The sequence below is a fragment of the Candidatus Enterococcus testudinis genome, from assembly GCF_002140915.1.
GTDB classification, from domain to species: domain Bacteria; phylum Bacillota; class Bacilli; order Lactobacillales; family Enterococcaceae; genus Enterococcus_D; species Enterococcus_D testudinis.
On the sequence record NZ_NGKU01000001.1, the window covers coordinates 2,871,484 to 2,894,147 of the forward strand.

The following is a 22,664-nucleotide window of genomic DNA, read 5'->3' on the forward strand; positions in this document are numbered from 1 at the left end:
ATATCTAGGAAGACATCAATCAGCAAGCTGATTTAGTATAGCCACAGCTTTCGGATAGTCGGGATTGATCTGACCATCACTATCTGTTTCGATGATTTCAAAGCCCAACTCTTGATACAACGCAATGGCGCCATGACTCCACGTCTGCGTATGTAAGTAAATCATCGGCGCATCGGCTTGCTGGCATACGGCTAAAACCTGATACAGCAGTTGGCGGGCGATGCCTTGACGCTGTCCCCGCGGATGAACAGCTACCCAATGAACGATTGGCACACGGTGGCCATGTTTATCCTTCTTCCACCACGCCGTTGCCGTACCGATCACTGCTCCTTGTTGATCCAGCGCAAAAAACATCCTTTGGGGCAAAGCTTCTGCTTCAGGTATAAAGGTTTCTTCAAAATATTGTAGGGCTTTTGTTTCATGTTCAAACTCCCCAACAGCTGTTTCAAGAGCTGCCCACTTTTCAGCATCTCCCGGTTGGTACGTTCTCATTGCTATTTGATGCGGGACAGACTTCATCTCAACGAGATCCTTTGTTGGCCGTGCCATCCATAGTTCCGCATAGGGAATCGTTTTATCTAACATAATGATTCCTCCTTTTTTCTTTACCTCAAGCATATCATTTGTTTTTCGCCATGAGAAGCTTACCATAGTAGAAAAGGAGGCATTTAGATGAAAGATACAGCAATTTTTGCAGGTGGTTGTTTTTGGTGCATGGTCAAACCCTTTGATTCGCTGCCCGGGATAGAAAAAGTCGTTTCTGGTTTCACAGGCGGACACGTGCCCAATCCAACCTATCAAGAAGTCACCACTGGTACCACGGGCCATACGGAAGCGGTCGAGATCACCTTTGATCCCGAATTGATTTCCTACGAAGAATTGGTGGAGATTTATTGGCAGCAGACCGACCCGACAGATGCCTTCGGTCAATTCGCAGATCGCGGAGATTCATATCGGCCGGTGATTTTCTACAATAGTCCAGAACAAAAGGCCGTTGCAGAACAATCCAAGGCCAATCTTCAAGCCAGTGGCCGCTTTACAGATCAAATCGTGACCAGCATCGAACCCGCTGAACCATTTTATCCAGCTGAGGACTATCATCAAGATTTTTATAAGAAAAATGCCGCCCATTATCAAGCCTACAGTGAAGGTTCTGGCCGCGCAGGCTTTATCCGCAACTCTTGGAATTAATATCTGCGGGCTGCTGTAGCAACACTTCTGAGCTGATACGTTCATTTTACATGGACGATCAGCTTTTTCTTCGGCAAAAAATTGACAATCGTATCGAATACGCGTTAATATGGTTGAAAATTCTGACGATTGATTTTTTTATCATTTATAAGTAATTTACAATTACAGAGGAGTGTTGTGTATGTTAGCCAATGAAGTACGGCCCGGACCCAATCGGTATGTGACTGGTGAAGAGGCCTTAAAAAATCTACCCGACTATTTAGCAGATTTCCAACAAGTGGCAGTGATCACGGGTACCCAATCCTTTGCTGCATTTGAAGCCTATTATCCCCATCCCTTTGATTACCCTGTCTACCGTTACGACGGATCTTCTAGCTATGAAAACGGACAATATCTTGCCGATCAAATAGGCAGCGCTGATGCAGTGATCGCCATTGGTGGCGGTCGGGTTGCGGATACAGCCAAAATCACTTCTGAACGTCTTGGCGCGGCACTCATCGTGATTCCGACACTTGTATCCAATTGTGCCCCATTTACACCTGTTGTCGTGGTTTATCACCCAGACCATACCATCAACAAGATCGATTATGCAAAGCAAGGCGCCTATCTCACATTGGTGGACACAACCTTCTTATTGGCGACCCCTGTTGATTATTTCATCGCTGGAATCGCTGATACATTGGCAAAATATTATGAAATGGAGGCCATCTATCGTCAACTGCAGGATGATCAAAAAACGGCACTGGTTCGATTGGGTTTCCAAAGTGCTTCCTTGATCAAAGACCTATTGATTAACGATGCCATTCAAGCAGTGGCTGACCTGCAAGCCCAAAAACTAACACCTGCTTTTGCCCGGATCACCGATGCGGTTATTGCGTTAGCAGGCGAAGTCGGCGGTTTTGCTGTTGATTTTGGCCGAACCTCTGGTGCCCATGCCTTGCACGACGGTTTGTCTTATTTGGAAGAAACGCATCCGGTACTGCACGGCAACAAAGTAGCTTATTGCATTTGGGTCCAACTGGCTTATACCAACGACTTGGCTGTAATCGAAGAGTTGCGCCCCTTTTACCAAGCCTTGCACTTGCCAATGAAATTAAAAGATATCCATGTCACCCGTACCGACCAAGCTTATTTTGAAGACGTCCTGCGCTATGCGATCAAGCCGGAAGAAACCTTTGTGCTGATCGATCCCGCGATCACGACTGAAAAAGTCTATCAAGCGATCCTTGCAGTAGAAGCCCTATGACGGCAATCGGCAGTCAGCCTTTGCCACTTTCATTCAAAAACCCCTTATTCTTTGGTATACTATTCTTAGTTTACCAAGTGAGGGGTTAATCAAAATGAACATCAGCCGCTTTGCCCGACTAACACAGCGTAGAGGCAAGACATTTCTTTCAAAAAACGTATCTTCGATCCAAGTGATCGTTTTTTATTATATCGTGATGACGATCGTATCATTGGGTTTATTTTATTTGCCCTTCTTTCGCGAAGCAGGTTCTCACGCGTCTTTCATCGACCTATTTTTTATGGCGGTCAGTACAGTGAGTGTGACTGGTTTAACCACCTTTCCCATCAACGATGTGTTCAATGACCGTGGGGTTGTCTTGCTTGAGGTCCTTTTTCAAGTAGGCGGACTGGGAATCATGATGATCTCCACCTTTTTTGCGATCGTTTCTCGCCGAAAAATCAGTCTGAAACAACGGCAATTGATCATGACAGATATGAACCAACCCAAATTAAGTGGCATCGTGCGAATGATTCGTACCACCTTCACCATCATTTTGTTATGCCAAGTAGTCGCGGGGTCCATTTTCGCCGTATATTTCCATTTATACGGGTACTATGACAATTGGCGAGATGCCATTTTCTATGGGTTCTATCAAGCAATATCGGCCGTCACCAATTCTGGCTTTGATGTGACTGGCAATTCGATTTTGCCGTTTTCTCACGATTATTTCTTTTTGACTTCTATCATGTTGTTGATTTTTGTTGGCGGCATCGGCTTTCCCGTGATCATGGACTTTCGGGAATGGCTGCAATTCAAACTAAAGAAAAAACGGCGGCAACTGCCTTTTCGTTTTTCATTGTTTACCAAAATCGCTGTTCTCGCTTTTGTGATTTTATTTATCGGCGGAACTATTGCGATTTTCTTCCTTGAGAAAGACCATTTGTTCAAAGATTATAGTGTCAGTGGCATGTGGATGAACAGTATGTTCTATTCGATGACTACACGAAATGCCGGCTTACAGATCCACGACTTAGGCAACTTTCAAACCACGACATTGATCGTATTTTCTTTGCTGATGTTTATCGGTTGTAGTCCAAGTTCTGTTGGTGGTGGGATCCGTACCACGACGATTGCCATCATTGGTCTATATTTATATGCTTTCTTGAAAAGTGAAGACAACATCAATATTTTCGGTCGCCGGATCGATGAAGACGATGTCCGCAAATCTGTTGTCGTCTTCATGCTCTCCATGGGCATGTGTTTTTTCTGCGTGTTGTTCCTGACTGCAACGGAAGACATTCCTTTGATCGCCATTATCGTCGAGGTGTCTTCCGCCTTTGGAACAACTGGTTTATCCTTAGGGATTACGGGGGACTTATCCGCAATCGGTAAATTGGTTATCGCACTATTGATGTTCATTGGGCGGATCGGCATGTTGTATACATTGATGCTATTCGTACCAAAAGAAACCCGAGATATCGGCTATGAATATCCTACCGAAAAAATCATCATTGGGTAAAACATGCCGATGGTCCCCACAATGAACTATTTAGACCCAAACTGGCATGCATTGCTGGTTTGGGTCTTTCGCTGTTTTCTTAGCATAAATTTAAAGAATCGCAAAAGCAATTTAACCTTTTTCGCTGAATATGGTATGATAAATTGAATTTGCGCAATCAGTTCAATGGCGCTAAATGGAGGGTAAATTATGGGTATACGAAGTCAACTGGCGGTCACCGTCGGCAAGACCTCTCAGTGGGTATTAAAAAACTTTTTCAAAGGCGGCTCCAGTCTGCCAGGAAAATTAGCTTTGAAAATTGATCCGCATATTTTGGATCATTTAGCCAAAGATTATCAAGTCGTGGTGATCACCGGAACCAATGGCAAAACATTGACCACCGCTTTGACCGTCAATATTTTGCGCCAAGAATTTGATGAGGTGCTGACCAATCCGACCGGGGCAAACATGGTCCAAGGGATCGTTTCGACTTTCTTATCGGCAAAGCCCAAAAAAGGCAAAAAATTTGCGGTTTTGGAAATCGATGAAGCCAGCTTAAGTAAAGTGACGCAGTATATCAAACCAGAACTATTCGTCTTCACCAATATTTTTCGGGACCAAATGGACCGCTATGGCGAAATCTACACCACCTATCGACTGATCGTCGAAGGCGCAGCCAATGCTCCGGAAGCAACGATTTTGTGCAATGGAGATTCTCCTTTGTTCAACTCAGTCACCACAGTCAATCCTCGTAAATATTACGGCTTTGACCATTTGCCCGATCAAGAACAAATGGCCCATTACAATACGGATGGTGTCTTGTGTCCAGAATGTCATCATTTGCTGCACTACAAAATGATCACATACGCCAATCTTGGCAAATATTACTGTCCAAACTGCGGATTCCATCGTCCAGCGCTAGACTACAAATTGACTGCCATCACAGCGATGGACAATACCTCTGCTGATTTTGTGATCGATAATGAACCTTATCGGATTGAAGTCGGCGGCATGTACAATGTCTACAATGCATTGGCTGCCACCGCCGTCGCTGAGTATTACCATGTTGCACCAGAAAAAATCAAGTCTGGCTTAGCCTATGACGAGAAAGTATTCGGCCGTCAAGAAGTGATTCAGATTGGTGACAAAGAATGCACCCTCGTTTTGGTCAAAAATCCAGTTGGATTGAACCAAGTCATCGATATGATTGGTCTATCACCTTATCCCTTTTCTCTCGTTTGTCTTTTGAATGCCAACTATGCCGATGGTATTGATGTCAGCTGGATCTGGGATGGCGACCATGAAGCTTTCGCAAAAATGGGTATCCCAAAAGTCATTGCAGGCGGTGATCGTCATAAAGATATGGCGTTACGCTTGAAAGTTGCCGGTATTCCAGAAGAAACCATCACCGAAACCAAAGACCTTGATGAAGTGATCACCGACATCGAGCATTTGCCAACTGACAAAGTGTATATTTTGGCCACGTATACTGCCGTCTTGCAATTACGGAAAAAACTAGCGGAAAAAGGGTTTATCAAAGGAGGAATGGGACGTGACTAAATACAGTCTGAACGTTGCCCATTTATATGGCAACTTGTTGAATACCTATGGCGATAATGGCAATCTTTTGATGTTGCGTTATGTAGCCGAAAAAATGGGTGTGTCTTTCAACGTGGAAGTCGTCAGTATCCACGAACCATTCGATGCCGAAACATTTGATTTGGTCTTCTTTGGCGGCGGTCAAGATTTTGAACAATTGATCGTATCGAAAGATATTCAAAGCAAAAAAGCTGATTTGACGCGCTATATCGAAAACGACGGTGTGATGTTGGCTATCTGCGGCGGCTACCAATTGTTGGGGCACTACTACATGGGTGCCAATGGCGAAAAGATCGAGGGTATTGGTGCGTTGGATCATTATACACTCAGCCAAGACAACAATCGCTTTATTGGTGATATTGTGATCCATAACGAAGTATTTGATGAGACTTATTATGGGTTTGAAAATCATAATGGGCGTACTTTCTTAGGTAAAGGTGAAAAGCCCCTTGGCAAAGTGATAGAAGGCCACGGAAACAACGGTGAAGATCAAACAGAAGGTGTTGTCTATCGCAACGTCTTCGGCTCCTATTTCCACGGGCCGCTCTTAGCTCGTAATGAACATCTAGCAGAACGTTTGATTCGGACCGCATTGAGTAATCGATATGGTGGAATCGAGATTTAAACAAATACTTTATAGTATTCGGAAACAACACGTTTACGTGTTGTTTTTTTTGTGGGAAATTTCCCAACACCTGCTACCTATTCTCATTGATTGAATCCAAGTGTCTATTCTTTCCTAGCTCATTGTAACCGTTATCAATTATTTTTATACTGAATGAGTAGTAAAAATTGAAAGGGGATGTTTTAAAAAATGATGGAAAAGATTCAACGCTTCGGCGGCGCCATGTTTACACCAGTTCTCTTGTTCTCATTTTCGGGGATCATGGTCGCACTCTGTATTATCTTCAAAAATCCAATGTTGGTAGGCAGTATCGCTACAGAAGGAACTGCATGGTACGCCATCTGGACGATCGTTGAAAATGGTGCTTGGACAGTATTTAATCAAATGGAGCTGCTTTTCGTTATTGGTTTACCGATTGGTTTAGCCAAGAAAGCAAATGCACGCGCGGCCATGGAGGCCTTCGTTGTGTATATTACCTGTAATTACTTTATCTCTGGGATGATTGAATACTTTGGACAATTCTTTGGTGTCAATTTTTCTGCCGATCCTGGTGGCGAAAGTGGTTTGAAACTAATCGCTGGGATCAAAACATTAGATACAGGAATCATCGGTGCAATATTTATATCGGCCATCGTCGTTTATTTGCACAATAAGTTCTTCGATACAAAATTGCCTGATTTCCTTGGTATTTTCCAAGGCTCTTCGTTTATTGTTATTTTAGGATTTTTTATCATGTTGCCAGTCGCGTTTCTTATTGCTTTGATCTGGCCAAAGGTCCAAGCAGGAATTGGTTCTATGCAAGGTTTTCTAGCAAGTGCTGGCGTCTTTGGGGTCTGGCTATATACATTCTTAGAACGAATATTGATACCAACTGGATTGCATCATTTCGTTTATACACCTTTTGTTTTTGGTCCTGCAGTTGTGGAAGAAGGTATTTCTAAGTATTGGATGGCCCATTTACAAGAATTTGCGCAATCAAGTACTCCGCTCAAACAGTTATTTCCTGAAGGGGGGTTCGCACTCCATGGAAACTCAAAAATATTTGCTGCACCAGGGATAGCTGCTGCGTTTTATTTCACAGCTAAGCCTGAGAACAAGAAAAAAGTGTTAGCGATTTTGATTCCTGCGACATTAACAGCTGTCTTGGCCGGAATCACGGAACCATTAGAATTTACTTTCTTGTTTGTCTCTCCGCCTTTGTTTGCAGTACATGCGATACTTGCTGCAACTATGGCTGCGACAATGTTTGCATTTGGTGTCGTGGGTGATATGGGTGGTGGATTTATCGACTTATTGGCGAAGGTCTGGATTCCTTTATTCCAAAATCATAAATCAATGATTTTTACGCAATTATTGATTGGCTTAGCCTTCACAGCACTTTACTTTATCGTATTTCGCTTTTTGATTTTAAAATTTAATTTGGCTACTCCGGGCAGAGAAGACAACAGCAAAGAAGTAAAATTATATTCAAAAAAAGAATACAAAGAGAAAAAAGCTGCTAGTGGCGGACCATTAGTTGCTGGCGCAAATCGGTATACAGAACAAGCTGCTGTTTATTTAGAAGGATTTGGTGGCAGAGATAATATTGACAAAGTGACCAATTGTGCCACACGTCTGCGTATCACTGTCAAAGACCAAGAACAAGTACTGCCAGATAATGTATTTAAAGAAGGTGGCGCACACGGTGTCGTTAGAAATGGAAATGCTTTTCAAGTCATCGTTGGTTTAGATGTACCGCAAGTACGGGAACAATTTGAAAAACTATTAATGATCAATGAATAGAAAGGAAGATTTACCAATGAAAAAATTTTCAATCGTTATTGCAGGAGGCGGTAGTACCTTTACCCCAGGAATCGTTTTGATGTTACTTGAACACTTAGATCGTTTCCCGATCCGTCAAATCAAATTTTATGACAACCTAGCTGAAAGACAAGATAAGGTTGCACAAGCGTGCGAAATTTTATTAAAAGAACGGGCTCCAGAAATTGACTTTTTAGCAACAACAGATCCAGAAACAGCATTTACGGATGTCGATTTCGTTATGGCACATATTCGTGTCGGTCTTTATGCAATGCGTGAAAAAGATGAAAAGATCCCACTGAAATACGGTGTTGTTGGTCAAGAAACCTGTGGCCCTGGTGGAATAGCCTATGGCATGCGTTCGATTGGCGGTGTATTAGAATTAGTAGACTATATGGAAACATACTCACCTCAAGCGTGGATGTTGAATTACTCCAACCCTGCCGCAATTGTCGCTGAAGCAACAAGAAAATTACGGCCGACAGCAAAAATCATCAACATCTGCGATATGCCAGTAGGGATTGAAGAACGAATGGCCCAATCCATTGGTTTAGCTTCTAGAAAAGAGCTTATCGTCCGCTATTATGGTCTAAATCATTTTGGCTGGTGGACAGATATCCGCGACAAAACAGGAAAAGATTTGATGCCTGCAATCAAAGCACACGTCGCTAAACACGGGTATTCACTAACAGAAGAAATCGAAGCATCTCAACACACAGATGCGAGCTGGTCACATACTTTTGCTAAGGCTAAAGAGGTGTATGAGATTGATCCTTCAACGTTGCCGAATACGTATTTAAAATATTATTTCTTCCCACAAGACGAAGTCGCTCATGCCAATCCAAACTTTACACGTGCCAACGAAGTCATGGCTGGCAGAGAAAAGCATGTCTTTAGTGAATGCCAAAGAATTATTGAAAATAAAACCGCCACCGATACCTCATTAGAAGTAGATGAACATGCCAGTTATATCGTTGATTTGGCTCGTGCCATTGCGTACAACACACAAGAAAGAATGTTGTTGATTGTGCCAAATGAAGGTGCGATCGTCAACTTTGACCAAACCGCCATGGTGGAAGTTCCATGTATCGTCGGCAGTAACGGACCTGAACCTATTACGCAAGGCAGCATTCCCCGCTTTCAAAAAGGTATGATGGAGCAACAAGTTGCTGTAGAAAAACTAGTAGTTGAGGCATGGGAAGAAAGATCCTACCATAAATTGTGGCAAGCGCTGATTCTTTCTAAAGTTGTTCCTAACGCGCGCGTAGCCAAAGAGTTGCTAGATGATTTAATCGAAGCAAATCAATCATTCTGGCCGCCACTTCATTGATTGACGTGCTCCCCGATTCCCTCTTTTTCAGTTATACTTAAAGAAAGGAGGGAATTTTTTGAAACTACAAATTTTGATCCATCAACATCAGTCAGATTTAAGTATACTTGACCGGGAAATTCTAGCCTACATATTAAAGAATGAAGGCGCTGTCTCAAAATTGAATATTATTGACTTAGCAGAACGTGTACACGTTTCTAAGTCATCCATTCTGCGTTTAACCAAAAAATTGGGCTTTTCTGGCTATTCAGAATTTAAATACTTTATGCGTCATCAACAAAGCACAGAACCTTTGATACGACCAGATAAGTCGATCTTCGATAAGCAAATGGATGATATTCTTGCTACACTAAATTACATGAAAAAAGTAGACTTAAGTGTAATCAATCAATTATTCGATGCCAGCAAAACGATTTACTGTTATGCGACAGGATTTTCACAGAAAAAAGCCATCGAGGAGTTTTCTAAGATGATGCTATCGATGGAAAAAAGAGTCATTGTACTGCCAAATAAAACTGAGTTTGATATGGTCATGCCGATGATCTCCGCAGAAGATTGTGTCATCATCGCATCGTTGAGCGGTGAAACAGAAACCATCAAAGAGAACATCAGTACATTCTCTATCCGCCATATTCCTGTTCTCTCATTGACTGCTCCTGGCGATAATTATTTTGCTCGGCACACCACCTATCATTTAACCTATTTTTGCGATTTTTTTCAAATCGGCCCCAAAAAAATACCTAGCCAATCATTGATTGGCTTACATTGCTTAGTTGATTATTTGATTCGTTCCTATGGAGAATTCACACTGAAGGAGAGTGAATATGACTAAACGACGATTGTCATTCCAATCTATTTTAATGGCCTATTGGCTAACGATTTCTGCCGTATATTATTTATACGTATCTCTTACGATCACTACGCAGCAGATAACTTTGCACGCATTATTATATGCCAATCCATTATTTACATTAGGGATATTATTTACAAGTATCATGATGCTGCAGGCCGGCACGTTATATTTTGTGGCTAAATGTTCACAAAGTAAGGATGGCCTTCTTGGCAAATATCTTATTGTATTATTGTTCCAGCAAATGATGACAGCCAATTTGATTGGTGCCGGACTCATTTACTTTTATCGAAAGCAATTAAACAATCATGACGAAAATGCCACACGTACCGAGAAAGGACTTGCGTATCTCTCAAGTACGATCAGTATCGGTTTAAGCGTTCTTGTTTTGTTGCTTCTAAACAGAGCCTAATAACGGACATTGAGTAACAAAAAAAGAATCTCAACCGAGATTCTTTTTTTGCGTTATTCTTTAAAATCCAACACAACCTTCACACCAAAGTGATCACTAACGATCGGTACGCGTGTGCCATCAAAAACGACTTCATATGCATGCACATCTATATTCCCTGCAGCAAATACATAATCGATACGCAAATGCCCTTCGTTTTCTTGCCAACCATCGATTGCCTTATTGACAGTAGCCGCTCCCGTTGTCTCCGCTGATAAAGTAAAGGTATCTTGCAATCCTAACTTGCTATCTAGCACGAGTTGAAAGCCTGGGCTGGAAGCATCATTGTTAAAATCGCCCAACAGCAAAATAGCTTCTGTTGCTTCTTGCAAGAAGTCTTCTGTTTGCTGCCATTCATAAGCGAATTTTCCTTGATCCCACCATGAAAAATGACAGCTCAAGACTTGGACCATCTTGCCAGCAACTTCTGTCAATCCGCTCAGATTTTTTCTAGTCGTATGATCCGTCACATCGTCGCTTTTTGACGCCAAGTATTCAGTCGCCACGATAGGCTGTTTTGACAACAATGCATTGCCTTCATGGTAGCGATCATAACCGATATGGCTATAACTCCATGACCAATAGTATGTCACGTCCATGATTTCCAGTGCCTCGACCAATCGCAAAGCGAAATTATCTTCTTTGATTGCCACAGAGGCTTGGGTTGGGCAAAAAGACCCATCCGGAAAAATCGTTTGTGCAGAAATACTTTGATTGACTTCTTGCAGCGCAATCACATCATACTCTCCTGCTGCAATTTCTTCCGCAATGATCTGCAGCTTTTCTTCTGACTGTTCCTCTAACCAACTGTGGGTATTTAACGTTAAAACTTTCATCGTAGCTCCTATCTTCACATGATCCATTCTTTTGCCAAAAAATCCATCGGGTCCTTCAACAAAACCCGATGGTTTATTGTATTATAATTTAACCGTGGCAACAACCATCTGATTCGTTTGTTGACCAGTTTGAGTCAATGCAAAGTCATCGATTTGATCGGTGTTGGTGATCACAACAACGATGGCTGTTTCTTTACCAGCAGCTTCGATTGCCGCAATATCCATTTCAGCCAATCGTTCTCCTTGCTTCACCTGTTGTCCTTCTGTCACATGGACTGTAAAAGGCTTGCCCGCCAATTCGACTGTGTCTAACCCCATATGAACGAGGATTTCTAGCCCACTCTCTGTAAGTAAACCAATCGCATGTCTCGTCGGGAAGACACTGGTTACACGCCCAGTAACAGGTGCATATACGTTGCCGTTTTCTGGGATCACTGCAAACCCATCCCCCATCATCTTGCCCGCAAATACTTGATCGTTGACTTCAGTGATTGGTATCACTTGCCCATCAGCAACAGTACCCATGTCCACTGTCACGCCTTGGCTTTTGTGGGTTTCTGATGCAGTCACGGTTTGTGAAATAGCTGCTTCTGGAATAGCAACACCTGAATCTAAGACATCTTGGATATCCGATTTCAACACATCCGCTTTCGGTCCGTAAACAGCTTGGACCCCATTGTCTTTAACGATCAACCCTAGCGCGCCAGCGGCTTTCCAAGATTTTTCGTCACCTACTGCGTCCCGGTTTTTAACAGTCACGCGCAAACGCGTCATGCAGGCATCGACATCACTGATATTTTCGCGCCCACCCAATAAATGAATGATTTTCACCACTTGCGAATTAGGATCAAGGGTACCATCGGCTGCGGTTGTTGCAGTGGCATCGCTCGCCCCTTCTACTTCGTAATTGCCATTACGGCCGGGTGTCGCAAAGTTGAATTTTTTGATCAAGAAATTCGCCAAGAAATACATGCCGACACCAAAGGCAACTGTTACCAAAACAAAATTGATCAAATCTTGACCCAAGCCTGCATTGATAGCCATTGGTGTCCGTGTCAACAGTTCGATATTCCCAAAAGAATGGACCCGCAGATTGACGATATCTGCCATCGCAAACGCCGCCCCTTGCACAACTGCGTAGACAACATATAATGGCACAGCTGCAAACATAAACATAAATTCCAGTGGCTCGGTCACACCAGTTAAAAAGACAGCAATAGCCGCTGACAGATACATTGACGTATACTTGTGGCGTTTGTCAGCATCAACATTTCGATACATCGCATAAGACAAGCCCATCAAAATACCAGAAGAACCAATCATTTGCCCAACCTTGAAACGGGCAGGAACGAAGTTTTCTAACAGAAATTGAACTTGCGATGTGTCACCAGCATTGCGCATGTTGACCAAATCTGTCGCCCACGCCAGCCATAAAGGATCTTGTCCGAAAACTTGCGTCCCTGCTTGCGCTCCAGAAAGGATCGTATAGGTTCCCCCCAACTCTGTATAGTTGATAGGAATCGTCAACATATGGTGCAAACCAAATGGTAGCAGCAAGCGCTCCAACGTACCAAATAGAAACGGTGCCAAAACGGGCGCACTTTCTTGCGATTGTGCGATCCACAGGCCAAAGTTGTTGATACCTGCTTGAATATAAGGCCAAACGACTGAAAGCACCAAAGCCACCGCCACAGAACGGGCAATGACCACGAAAGGCACAAATCGTTTGCCATTGAAGAAAGATAACGCATCCGGCAATTTACGGAAATTGTAATATTTGTTATAGGCTGTGGCGCCGACAAAACCAGCAATGATCCCCACAAACACCCCCATATTCAAAGCCGGTGCTTCTAAGACACTTGTAAAGAAGCCATCGACCATAATTTTCGTACCGAATAATGTATGGGTAAAGGCCCCTTCTTCTGTCAGCATTGCACTAGTCACACCAAAGATTGATCCAGTGATTCGATTGATCAATACAAAGGCGATACCGGCTGCAAATGCACCACCAGCACGTTCCTTCGCCCAACTACCCCCGATTGCTAAAGCAAATAATAAATGCAGATTCCCAATAATTGCCCAACCAATATTTTCGATCACACCACCAGTTGTAACCAGCACGCCCCAATCGGCATTGATCATCGGGATCGTTTTCCCAATACTGATCATCAAACCCGCCGCCGGCATTACTGCGACAACGACCATCAACGCTTTCCCGAACTTCTGCCAAAATTCGAAACTAAATAATTTCTTCATCTTCTTTCCACCCTTTCTGAAACGATTTACGCAATCGGTTTCTTTACATTTTTATTCTAACGAAGAAAAATGCTTTTGTAAATGATAAAATTCTGAACACTATTCATAAATTATTATAGTCAAAGTTAAGTTAATTAATAAAAACGTGAAAACAAAAGAAATGCAACAATAAACACTTGACCACGCAATCGTTTGCGCTTATGATGAATATATCATAATAATTCTGGAGGGGTATTTCATGAAAAAAATCCAACGTTTGTTTGAAATCGATCCGTGGAAAATCGCCACGTCAACATTAGATAAAGAAAATCGTCGCTTGCAAGAGTCATTGACGAGTATCGGAAACGGCTATATGGGAATGCGGGGGAATTTCGAAGAGCAGTATAGCGGCGACCATCATTTAGGCACCTATATCGCAGGTGTCTGGTATCCGGATAAAACCCGGGTCGGCTGGTGGAAAAACGGCTATCCAGATTATTTCGGCAAAGTCATCAATGCTGTCAACTTTATCGCCATGGATCTCTATATCAACGACCAGCAAGTAGACCTTGCAAAAGTCAGTCCGACAGATTTCCGTATGGAACTAGACATGCAAACCGGTATCTTGAGTCGAACATTCACAGTTTCTTTAGCAGATGCCACAGTAAAATTCTCTTTTGAGCGTTTTCTCAGCATTGTCAAACGTGAACTAGCGTTGATCAACCTGGAAGCTGAAGTCATTGAAGGGCATGCTGATATCAAAATCGTTTCTAAATTGGACAACAACGTTCACAATGAAGACAGTAACTACGATGAGCGTTTCTGGGAAGAGTTATCCCAAGGGACCACTGCTGATTTCAGCTACTTGACCACGCGAACAGTTGAGAATAATTTCGATATCGAGCAGTTCACTGTGACTTCCGCTATGCGCCATGATCAAGCACCAGAAGCTTCAATCGCTAGTGAACTTTGTGTAGCAAACACGTTCCATTTTACAGGAGATGCAGGGGATACTTTTTCTTTATTGAAAGAAGTATTGATCGTGACAAGCCGAGACGTGCCCGCCCACGACCATCCAGCAAAAATCGCAGAACTCGCTACACTGTATGCTGGCTCTTACCAATCGCTACGGGAAGAACAAGTCAATGCGTGGAAAGCACGCTGGGCTTTGGCAGACGTGATCATTGAAGGCGATGCAGCTGCCCAACAAGGCATTCGTTTTAATCTGTTCCAACTATTCTCCACCTATTATGGGGAAGACGAGCGTTTGAATATTGGACCGAAAGGGTTCACTGGCGAAAAATATGGTGGTGCCACCTATTGGGATACCGAAGCTTATGCCGTGCCATTGTATTTGGCCTTGGCAAAACCAGAAGTCACCCGCAATTTGCTGAAATACCGGCACAATCAATTGCCGCAAGCCCACATCAATGCCCAAAAACAAGGATTGGCTGGCGCTTTGTATCCAATGGTGACCTTTACTGGTATCGAATGCCACAATGAATGGGAAATCACTTTCGAAGAAATCCACCGCAACGGTGCGATTGCTTATGCGATCTACAATTATACAAATTATACTGGCGATACAACTTACATGAAACACGAAGGTTTGGAAGTATTGACTGAGATTGCGCGTTTCTGGGCGGATCGTGTCCATTATTCTACACGCAATCAAGCCTATATGATCCATGGCGTGACTGGTCCGAATGAGTATGAGAACAATATCAACAATAACTGGTATACCAACAAGATGGCTGCGTGGGTCTTGCGCTATACCTTAGAAAACTACAACAAATTCAATAAAGACACGACGGTCACGATTTCAGAAGATGAACAAGCCAAATGGCAAGATATCATCGACAACATGTACTTCCCTGAAGATCAAGAATTAGGTGTCTTCGTTCAACACGATACCTTCTTAGACAAAGACTTGATGCCTGTATCTGAATTAGATCCTAAACATTTGCCTTTGAACCAAAACTGGTCTTGGGATCACATTTTACGTTCTTGCTTTATCAAACAAGCAGATGTCTTGCAAGGTATTTATTTCTTCGGCGATCAATTCACGAAAGAAGAAAAGCAACGCAACTTTGACTTTTACGAGCCAATGACGGTCCATGAATCTTCCCTTTCCCCTAGTATCCACGCCATTTTGGCAGCCGAGCTAGGTATGGAAGAAAAAGCTTTGGAAATGTACGAACGCACTGCGCGATTGGATCTAGACAATTACAATAATGATACCGATGACGGTCTGCATATCACGTCGATGACAGGCAGCTGGTTGGCGATCGTACAAGGCTTTGCCCAAATGAAGACCGATCATGACCATTTAGGCTTTGCGCCATTCTTGCCAAGTACATGGCAAAGTTATGCTTTCCATATCAACTACCGTGATCGCTTGATTTTTGTCTCTGTTGACGACACCACAGTCACATTGAAGAAAATCTCAGGCGCGCCTTTGCCAATCAAATTATACGGGGAAGACTACACCTTAGAAGACGAAGTCACTGCTGCTATCGTTTAAGATATGTTGGAAAGAAGAAATGTGCGCATTTCTTCTTTCTTTTGATTGGACCTACCATTCCAATGATACTTTGTGATACTATAAGCTAAAAAAGGAGGAGAAACAGTGAGTATAACGGTCAAAGATGTGGCCAAAAAAGCAGGGGTTGCTACCTCGACAGTTTCCCGCGTCGTGAACAATCATCCAAGTATATCTGAAGATACCAAAAAGAAAGTCCGCAAAGTAATGGCCGATATGGGCTATGTGCCCAATTTAGCTGCACGAAATCTGGGCAAACAAATTTCGAGCGCCATTGGTGTTATACTGCCTCCGTTAGATTCCAAAGAACGGCTAGGCAATCCATTTTATTTGGAAACCATTGAAGCCATCAACGAAGAGGCCCGTCATCATCAAATGACAGTTGCTGTTGCCTCTGCACGGGATTTTGATACCTTACTAAAAAACGTTGAACGCATGCATTTGCAAAAACAAGTGGATGGATTCATCCTTGTCTATTCCGATGAAAAAGACCCCATCATCGATTATTTGATTGAAAAAGAAGTGCCTTTCACTTTGATCGGTCATCCTTACAGCAATGAAGACAAAATTGTTTTCGTGGACAATGACAACCAACTTCTAGGAAAACAAGCGACTGAGCACTTGATAGCTCAAGGCCATACCCATATCTTATTTGCGACCAACACCACCCATGAAAATCTTTATTTCGAGCGTTTCTTTGGGTATCAAAAAGCAATGATGTTGGCCAATTTGCCTTTTTACCCCGCACTGACTTTTGAAAAAGCGGAGGACTATGTGACCTTTGAAGAAATCATTAAAGAGTCGCAAGCAACGGCGATCGTCGTCATCGATGACCTCTTCGCTGTCCGCATTATCCAATTGGCTGAGATGGTTGGGATCAAAGTTCCTGATGACTTGTCCGTCATCAGTTTCAATAACTCGATTTTTGCTACACTGACGCACCCCTACTTAACCAGTATCGATATCAATGTTTTGTCCTTAGGCAAGATTGCTACGGAACGTCTGATGGCCCAACTGAATCAAGAAGATTCCAACGGTGTACAATTGGTCGTGCCGCACAAACTGATCAAGCGAGAAACCGTCTTGAATTTGCATCATGTGGAACAGAGCGAGTAAGATGCTTTCCCAAACACCATGCATATAAAAAAGTGACACCCATTCATCAGTGGGTGTCACTTTTTGCATGCTTCCTTACTTATACTCTTTGCTTTCCAAACGGAACAACGGACTCATCGGTGTATTTTCATGGATGCGTTTGACCGCTTCTCCCATGAGTTCCGCACAGGAGATATAATGTAATTTTTCTGGATGACGGGCTTCTTCTGTCCAACAAGAATCAGTCACACAAATACTTTCGATCAACGAATCATCGAGAATTTGCTTGGCTGGTGGTGAAAGTAATGCATGAGAAGCACAGGCGTATACGTCAGTCGCACCTGCTTCTTTCAACAATTCTGCAGCTTTTGCCAACGTAGCGCCAGTGTTTAAAATATCGTCAACCAAAATACACTTTTTGCCCACTACATCTCCGATCACATAGCCACCTTCTGCTTCATCCTGATCGACGATGGCGATGGCTGTATCCAAGTATTCAGCTAGGCTTCGTGTGCGTTGTACGCCGCTGTTTTTTGGGGAAACCACCACGTACTCGTCCCCTGTCATCCCTTGTTGGCGGTAATAGTGTGCAAATAACGGGATCGTAAACAAATTATCAACAGGAATATCAAAGAAACCTTGCACTTGCACTGCGTGGAGGTCTAAAGTCAAAATCCGTGAAGCACCTGCTTCAACCAGCATATTTGCAATCAACTTAGCCGTGATTGGTTCATGGGGATTTGCCGTACGGTCTTGACGGGCATAGGCATAATAAGGCAACACCACATTGATTGTTTTGGCGCTGGCACGCTTCATCGCATCGATCATGATCAACAATTCCAAATAATGGTCATTGACTGGTTCATTGGTCGATTGGATGATATAGACATGGTCGCCTCGAACACTTTCCTCAATATTGATGGCGATTTCTCCATCACTAAATTGTGTAACCTTTGATCTCCCTAGTTCTGTTCCGAAAACTTTCGCAATATTCTCTGCCAATGGTAAATTCCCATTTAAACTAAAAATTTTCAACGAACTATCTTTATAACTCTCGTAACTCTCGCCCATGATTGCCTCCAATGAATTTGGTTATTTTTATCTATTTTAGCATATTTGTGCCATTTTTTTAAGCCGTTCGATCACGGCAATGAGACCGTGCCATTGACCCAGCTTGCTGGAATCACTTTCCTATAATTTCCCCAGTTGTCATGGACTTTAAAAAAGCGTTCTCCTGATGCTGTTTCTTGATACGCATACGCAACCACCCAATGATTGCCGTATGTACTGCCTAATGGTTTCAAGATACCGATAATCACTGGTTTGCCTTGATCGATGCGTTTGCATGCACGTTGCCAACCGCCAACTATGGTTGCACGTCCGCGATAAGGCAATTGAAAGTGATCAAAATAGCGACTCAGGCCATGGGCGACTTGCCAAGCAATCGTCGGCATACCATGTGGCTGGATCACCATCCGTAAAAACTCGGTGACAGCTGTTAGATCACGCTGGTTTTTTTTGCGAAATGCTTTTGGGATGATCGATTCATCGATATGATCCTGATAATACGCCAAAAAAACAGCCGCCGCATACGTACCACACAAGTAACCATACGGGGTCACCCACTGACGGTACAATCGAAATCGTTCTTCTGGTATACCATGCCAAACTGATTCATCCATCTCACTCACCATCCTTTTCTCTTATTATACCTTACTTTATCTAACAGACCTGCGCTAATCTCTTCTTCGAAAAAAACTTTTCTTTGCGTCCTTTTGATTTTTGTTTCATAATAAGAGAAAGCGAGAGGAGCGAAAGACATGACAACCTTGTTAAAAGATGATTTTTATGATTATGTAAATGGCGAGTGGATGGAAACTGCAGTGATTCCTGCTGACAAACCTGCGACGGGGGGATTCCAAGACTTAGTAGATGGTATCGATGCATTGATGATCGCCGAATTTGAAAATATGGCCAAAGATGACCACGCAACGCCAAAAGGTCGAATGAAAGACGCTGTTGCTTTTTATCGATTGGCAAGCGATTTTGCCGCGCGAGATGCTGCAGGTGGTGCCGAAGTCTTACCTATTCTAGCTAAAATTGACAACTTGTCTTCTTATGAAGATTTGAATCAACAACTAGATCAGTTTATTTTGGATGGGATCACTCTACCCTTCCAATTCGATGTCGATTCTGACATGAAGAATGCCAAAATGAATACGCTATTGGTTTATCCACCTGCAACGATTTTGCCGGATAAAACCTATTATACTGACAATCCCCAAGCAGATGAAATGCTGCAAGTCTATTTCGATACAGCCGTCAAACTATTGGTGGCTTACGGCAAAGAGCAAGCTGCGGCCGAATCATTGGTGGAGCAAGCAATCGCTTTTGATAAATTGATTGCCCCCCATGTGCGGAGTGCCGAAGAAAGTGCGGATTACAGCAAAAATTACAATCCGCAGTCTATAGATACTTTCGCAGCGCATTCAACCACGATCGATTTCAAATCGACGCTGACTGCCTTATTAGCGGCGACACCAGAATCATTGATCGTTACTGAACCGGCTTATTTCGATGCCTTTGAGCACATCGTTTCTCTTAGCCATTTCGACTTATTGAAAGGCTGGATGATCGTCAATCAAAGTTTGCGCTATACAGCTTATTTAAGCGAAGAGATCCGTCAATTAGGCGGCACCTATGGACGCTATTTATCTGGTATCGATGAAGCAATGCCGCAGCAAAAAGCTGCTTACTACCTGGCAGTTGGCCAATTCAGTCAAGTCGTCGGAGATTATTACGGACGCAAATACTTCGGTGAAACGGCCAAAAATGATGTCAAACATATGGTAGAAACCATGATTGGCGTCTATCAAGACCGATTGACCAACAATACCTGGCTCAGCCAAGAAACCCGGGAAAAAGCCATTGTTAAGCTAAATAATTTGGGTATCCATGTTGGTTATCCAGATCAGATTCCAGCAATTTATGAGCAATTGCGTACAGATGAAACGGCATCTCTCTTGCAAAACGCATTGCGCTTTGGCCGTTTATTCCGAGAAGACAGCTTCAAAAAATGGCAAACACCTGTCGATCGCGATGAATGGGAAATGTCTGCGGCAACGGTCAACGCCTATTACCACCCATTCAAAAATGTGATTGTTTTTCCAGCGGCGATTCTGCAAGCACCTTTTTATAGTCTAAATCAATCTTCAAGTGCTAACTATGGGGGGATCGGTGCGGTCATCGCCCACGAGATTTCTCACGCATTTGATAACAATGGCGCAAAATTCGATGAATTCGGCAACTTGAATAACTGGTGGACAGATGCCGATTTGGCACACTTCGAAACACTGGCGCAAGATATGATCAAGGCATTTGACGGCGTGTCCTTTGCCGGCGGCACTGTGAATGGAACATTAACAGTTTCGGAAAACATCGCCGATGCAGGCGGTCTTAGTTGTGCGTTAGAAGCTGCAGAAAAAGAAGCGGACGTTTCTTTAGAAGATTTCTTTATCAATTGGGCAAAAATTTGGCGAACCAAAGCCAAAGAGCAATATCAGCAATTATTGCTGTCGATTGATGTTCACGGCCCAGCGAAGTTAAGAGCCAATCTTCAAGTCCAAAACATCGACGCCTTCTATACGACATTCAATATCAAGCCAGGTGACCCAATGTACCTAGCACCAGAAAATCGGGTCCATATCTGGTAAACATCAAACAGACATCACGAAGATGGCACATATGCCATGTCGTGATGTCTGTTTTTTATTCTTGGTTAATTGGCTCTATTGATTTAAGGCTTTTTTCAGCATCGCGATCACTGAATCAAATTGCGAATGGTCATTGACGACTTGATCGGCTTTTTGTCGATTGCCGCGGTCCTTCAAGAAATCCATGATTTGATGCTCATCTTTGATACCTAATTTTGCCATGAAGGCATCCAGATTCGCAAAGTCAGTATACTTGTTCAAAAAATCATTGTTCAGCAGGCCTTTAATATCCAGATTGCCTTTTTGATAGGCCTGATACAACCCAGTCAATTCACTAAAACTAAAATTTTCTTTTAATTGGTCCATCCAACCCATGATTAGTCCTCCTTCGCTATGATTTTGGCACCCAATGTCTGTTCAAAATGCCGCAACGCCCATTCATGACCAATGGCATCAAAACTCGCAACAGCCCCGGCATCGATCACCAATTGATAACCTAGATTATAGGCATCTACTGCCGTATGGAGAATACAAATATCGGTACAAACACCGGTCAGATACAACTCGGTGATGCCGCGTTCTCGCAGACGGATATCTAAATCCGTACCGCTAAAGGCTGAATAATGACGTTTGTCGATCCAGTAAACATGCTCACTCGTTTGATTTTCTTGATACAATGGTGCCAATGTACCATAAAGTTCTCTGCCGCTGGTCCCTGCTAGATTATGCGGGGGAAATAGCCGACTTTCTGGATGATAGTGATCACCCGCATCATGACGGTCAATGGCAAATACAACATAATCCCTTGCTTCGATAAATGCCCGTGTCTGGTCGACTAGCCGCTTCTCAATGGCTTGTCCCGCTTTCCCGGTGGTGAGACGCCCTTCATCAGCAACAAAATCCACTGTATAATCAATCGATAACAATGCTTTCATAGGTATCCTCCTTTATCCTCTTGCGTTTGTAGTTAGGTCAATTTCTGTACAAAAGCCAACACCATTTCTGCCGAACGTTTGCCTGCTTCTAAAATAAATGTATCAAATGATTGTGTCGCATCATGGTCAGCCGTATCGCTGATTGCCCGAACGATCAAAAAGGGTACGTTGAATTGTTGCGCGGTTTGGGCAATCGCTGCCCCTTCCATTTCGCAGGCCAACGCATCTGGAAAATGACCCAAAATATCTGTCACCTTGCGGGGGTCATTGATAAAACTGTCGCCTGTAACGATCAATCCATTCTTGACCGTGTGGTTGGTGGCTTCCGCGGCTTTCGTCATTTCACTGATCAAATAACGGCTCGCTTCATAATACAAAGGCATGCCGCCAGGCAATTGTCCGAATGCATAGCCGAATCCTGTGACATCAACATCAAAGTAAGCAACTTTGTCCGAGATCACCAAATCGCCTACTTGCAGACCTGCCCCAATACCGCCAGCAGAACCTGTATTGATCACCATATTGACACCATATTGCTGAATCAGCAAACTCGTGGTGATAGAAGCTAACACCTTCCCGATACCAGAACGTACGACAATCACTTCATGATGACCAATACTTCCTGAGATAAATAAGGCGCCCCCTCTTTCCCATGATACAGGTGCATCCAAGTGCGCTTTGAGTGCTTTGATTTCTTCATCCATCGCACCAATAATTCCGATTTTCATCTATATAT

The 22,664-nt window shown here is 43.2% G+C and carries 20 protein-coding genes; 12 read left to right on the plus strand and 8 right to left on the minus strand.

The window, feature by feature from the left end; all coding sequences use genetic code 11:
- Positions 1–15: 15 nt before the first annotated feature.
- Positions 16–585: a GNAT family N-acetyltransferase gene (locus A5886_RS13970; RefSeq protein WP_086275691.1), complete on the minus strand. Its 570-nt coding sequence runs from the start codon at positions 583–585 to the stop codon at positions 16–18.
- Between the two features lie 87 nt (positions 586–672).
- On the opposite strand from A5886_RS13970, the gene msrA reads away from it, so the two are divergent.
- The 9 genes from msrA to A5886_RS14015 all read left to right on the plus strand — a co-directional run bounded on the left by msrA (position 673) and on the right by A5886_RS14015 (position 10,533).
- Positions 673–1,191, plus strand: coding sequence for a peptide-methionine (S)-S-oxide reductase MsrA (gene msrA, locus A5886_RS13975; protein ID WP_086275692.1), 519 nt, complete (start codon positions 673–675; stop codon positions 1,189–1,191).
- 181 nt (positions 1,192–1,372) lie between these two features.
- Complete coding sequence (locus tag A5886_RS13980) at positions 1,373–2,437, plus strand: iron-containing alcohol dehydrogenase family protein (protein WP_086275693.1); 1,065 nt, start codon at positions 1,373–1,375, stop codon at positions 2,435–2,437.
- A gap of 94 nt (positions 2,438–2,531) precedes the next feature.
- A complete protein-coding gene (locus A5886_RS13985) occupies positions 2,532–3,938 on the plus strand; it encodes a TrkH family potassium uptake protein (RefSeq protein WP_086275694.1) in 1,407 nt (468 codons plus the stop codon).
- A gap of 189 nt (positions 3,939–4,127) precedes the next feature.
- Positions 4,128–5,477, plus strand: coding sequence for a Mur ligase family protein (locus A5886_RS13990; protein WP_086275695.1), 1,350 nt, complete (start codon positions 4,128–4,130; stop codon positions 5,475–5,477).
- Complete coding sequence (locus A5886_RS13995; RefSeq protein WP_086275696.1) at positions 5,470–6,141, plus strand: type 1 glutamine amidotransferase; 672 nt, start codon at positions 5,470–5,472, stop codon at positions 6,139–6,141. The genes A5886_RS13990 and A5886_RS13995 overlap by 8 nt, the downstream gene beginning before the upstream one ends.
- A 189-nt stretch (positions 6,142–6,330) precedes the next feature.
- Positions 6,331–7,923, plus strand: coding sequence for an alpha-glucoside-specific PTS transporter subunit IIBC (locus A5886_RS14000; protein ID WP_086275697.1), 1,593 nt, complete (start codon positions 6,331–6,333; stop codon positions 7,921–7,923).
- A 16-nt stretch (positions 7,924–7,939) separates the two neighbouring features.
- Positions 7,940–9,271 carry a 6-phospho-alpha-glucosidase gene (locus tag A5886_RS14005; RefSeq protein WP_086275698.1) on the plus strand — a complete coding sequence of 444 codons (1,332 nt, stop codon included), beginning with the start codon at positions 7,940–7,942 and terminating at the stop codon, positions 9,269–9,271.
- Between the two features lie 58 nt (positions 9,272–9,329).
- Positions 9,330–10,103 carry a MurR/RpiR family transcriptional regulator gene (locus tag A5886_RS14010; protein WP_086275699.1) on the plus strand — a complete coding sequence of 258 codons (774 nt, stop codon included), beginning with the start codon at positions 9,330–9,332 and terminating at the stop codon, positions 10,101–10,103.
- On the plus strand, positions 10,096–10,533 hold the full coding sequence (locus A5886_RS14015; RefSeq protein WP_086275700.1) for a hypothetical protein: 438 nt from the start codon (positions 10,096–10,098) through the stop codon (positions 10,531–10,533). Before A5886_RS14010 ends, A5886_RS14015 begins: the two co-directional genes overlap by 8 nt.
- Positions 10,534–10,586: 53 nt before the next feature.
- Here A5886_RS14015 and A5886_RS14020 read toward each other — a convergent pair whose 3' ends face one another.
- Together A5886_RS14020 and A5886_RS14025 are read right to left on the minus strand one after the other, a co-directional pair.
- Positions 10,587–11,408 (minus strand): endonuclease/exonuclease/phosphatase family protein, encoded by an 822-nt coding sequence (locus A5886_RS14020; RefSeq protein ID WP_086275701.1) that lies wholly within the window; start codon positions 11,406–11,408, stop codon positions 10,587–10,589.
- An 81-nt stretch (positions 11,409–11,489) separates the two neighbouring features.
- Complete coding sequence (locus A5886_RS14025; protein ID WP_086275702.1) at positions 11,490–13,664, minus strand: PTS transporter subunit IIBC; 2,175 nt, start codon at positions 13,662–13,664, stop codon at positions 11,490–11,492.
- 238 nt (positions 13,665–13,902) lie between these two features.
- Between A5886_RS14025 and mdxK the strand changes: the two genes are divergently transcribed.
- Both mdxK and A5886_RS14035 read left to right on the plus strand, forming a co-directional pair.
- The gene (gene mdxK / locus A5886_RS14030) at positions 13,903–16,167 is read left to right on the plus strand and encodes a maltose phosphorylase MdxK (protein WP_086275703.1); all 2,265 of its coding nucleotides are present in this window, start codon (positions 13,903–13,905) and stop codon (positions 16,165–16,167) included.
- Between the two features lie 105 nt (positions 16,168–16,272).
- Entirely contained in the window at positions 16,273–17,301 is a 1,029-nt protein-coding gene (locus A5886_RS14035) for a LacI family DNA-binding transcriptional regulator (protein WP_086275704.1), read from the plus strand.
- 75 nt (positions 17,302–17,376) lie between these two features.
- Here the strand turns inward: A5886_RS14035 and A5886_RS14040 are convergent, their stop codons facing one another.
- Both A5886_RS14040 and A5886_RS14045 read right to left on the minus strand, forming a co-directional pair.
- The gene (locus A5886_RS14040; RefSeq protein WP_086275705.1) at positions 17,377–18,351 is read right to left on the minus strand and encodes a ribose-phosphate diphosphokinase; all 975 of its coding nucleotides are present in this window, start codon (positions 18,349–18,351) and stop codon (positions 17,377–17,379) included.
- Positions 18,352–18,422: 71 nt separating this feature from the next.
- Entirely contained in the window at positions 18,423–18,962 is a 540-nt protein-coding gene (locus tag A5886_RS14045; protein ID WP_086276076.1) for a C39 family peptidase, read from the minus strand.
- A gap of 138 nt (positions 18,963–19,100) precedes the next feature.
- Here A5886_RS14045 and A5886_RS14050 point away from each other — a divergent pair, with 138 nt between their 5' ends.
- Positions 19,101–20,993, plus strand: a complete 1,893-nt coding sequence (locus A5886_RS14050) for a M13 family metallopeptidase (protein ID WP_086275706.1) — start codon at positions 19,101–19,103, stop codon at positions 20,991–20,993.
- Positions 20,994–21,068: 75 nt separating this feature from the next.
- Here the strand turns inward: A5886_RS14050 and A5886_RS14055 are convergent, their stop codons facing one another.
- The 3 genes from A5886_RS14055 to A5886_RS14065 are packed head-to-tail and all read right to left on the minus strand — an operon-like array spanning position 21,069 to position 22,656.
- Positions 21,069–21,368, minus strand: coding sequence for a hypothetical protein (locus A5886_RS14055; RefSeq protein ID WP_086275707.1), 300 nt, complete (start codon positions 21,366–21,368; stop codon positions 21,069–21,071).
- A gap of 2 nt (positions 21,369–21,370) precedes the next feature.
- Complete coding sequence (locus tag A5886_RS14060; protein WP_086275708.1) at positions 21,371–21,928, minus strand: cysteine hydrolase family protein; 558 nt, start codon at positions 21,926–21,928, stop codon at positions 21,371–21,373.
- A gap of 32 nt (positions 21,929–21,960) precedes the next feature.
- Entirely contained in the window at positions 21,961–22,656 is a 696-nt protein-coding gene (locus tag A5886_RS14065) for a 5'-methylthioadenosine/adenosylhomocysteine nucleosidase (RefSeq protein ID WP_086275709.1), read from the minus strand.
- Positions 22,657–22,664: the final 8 nt, after the last annotated feature.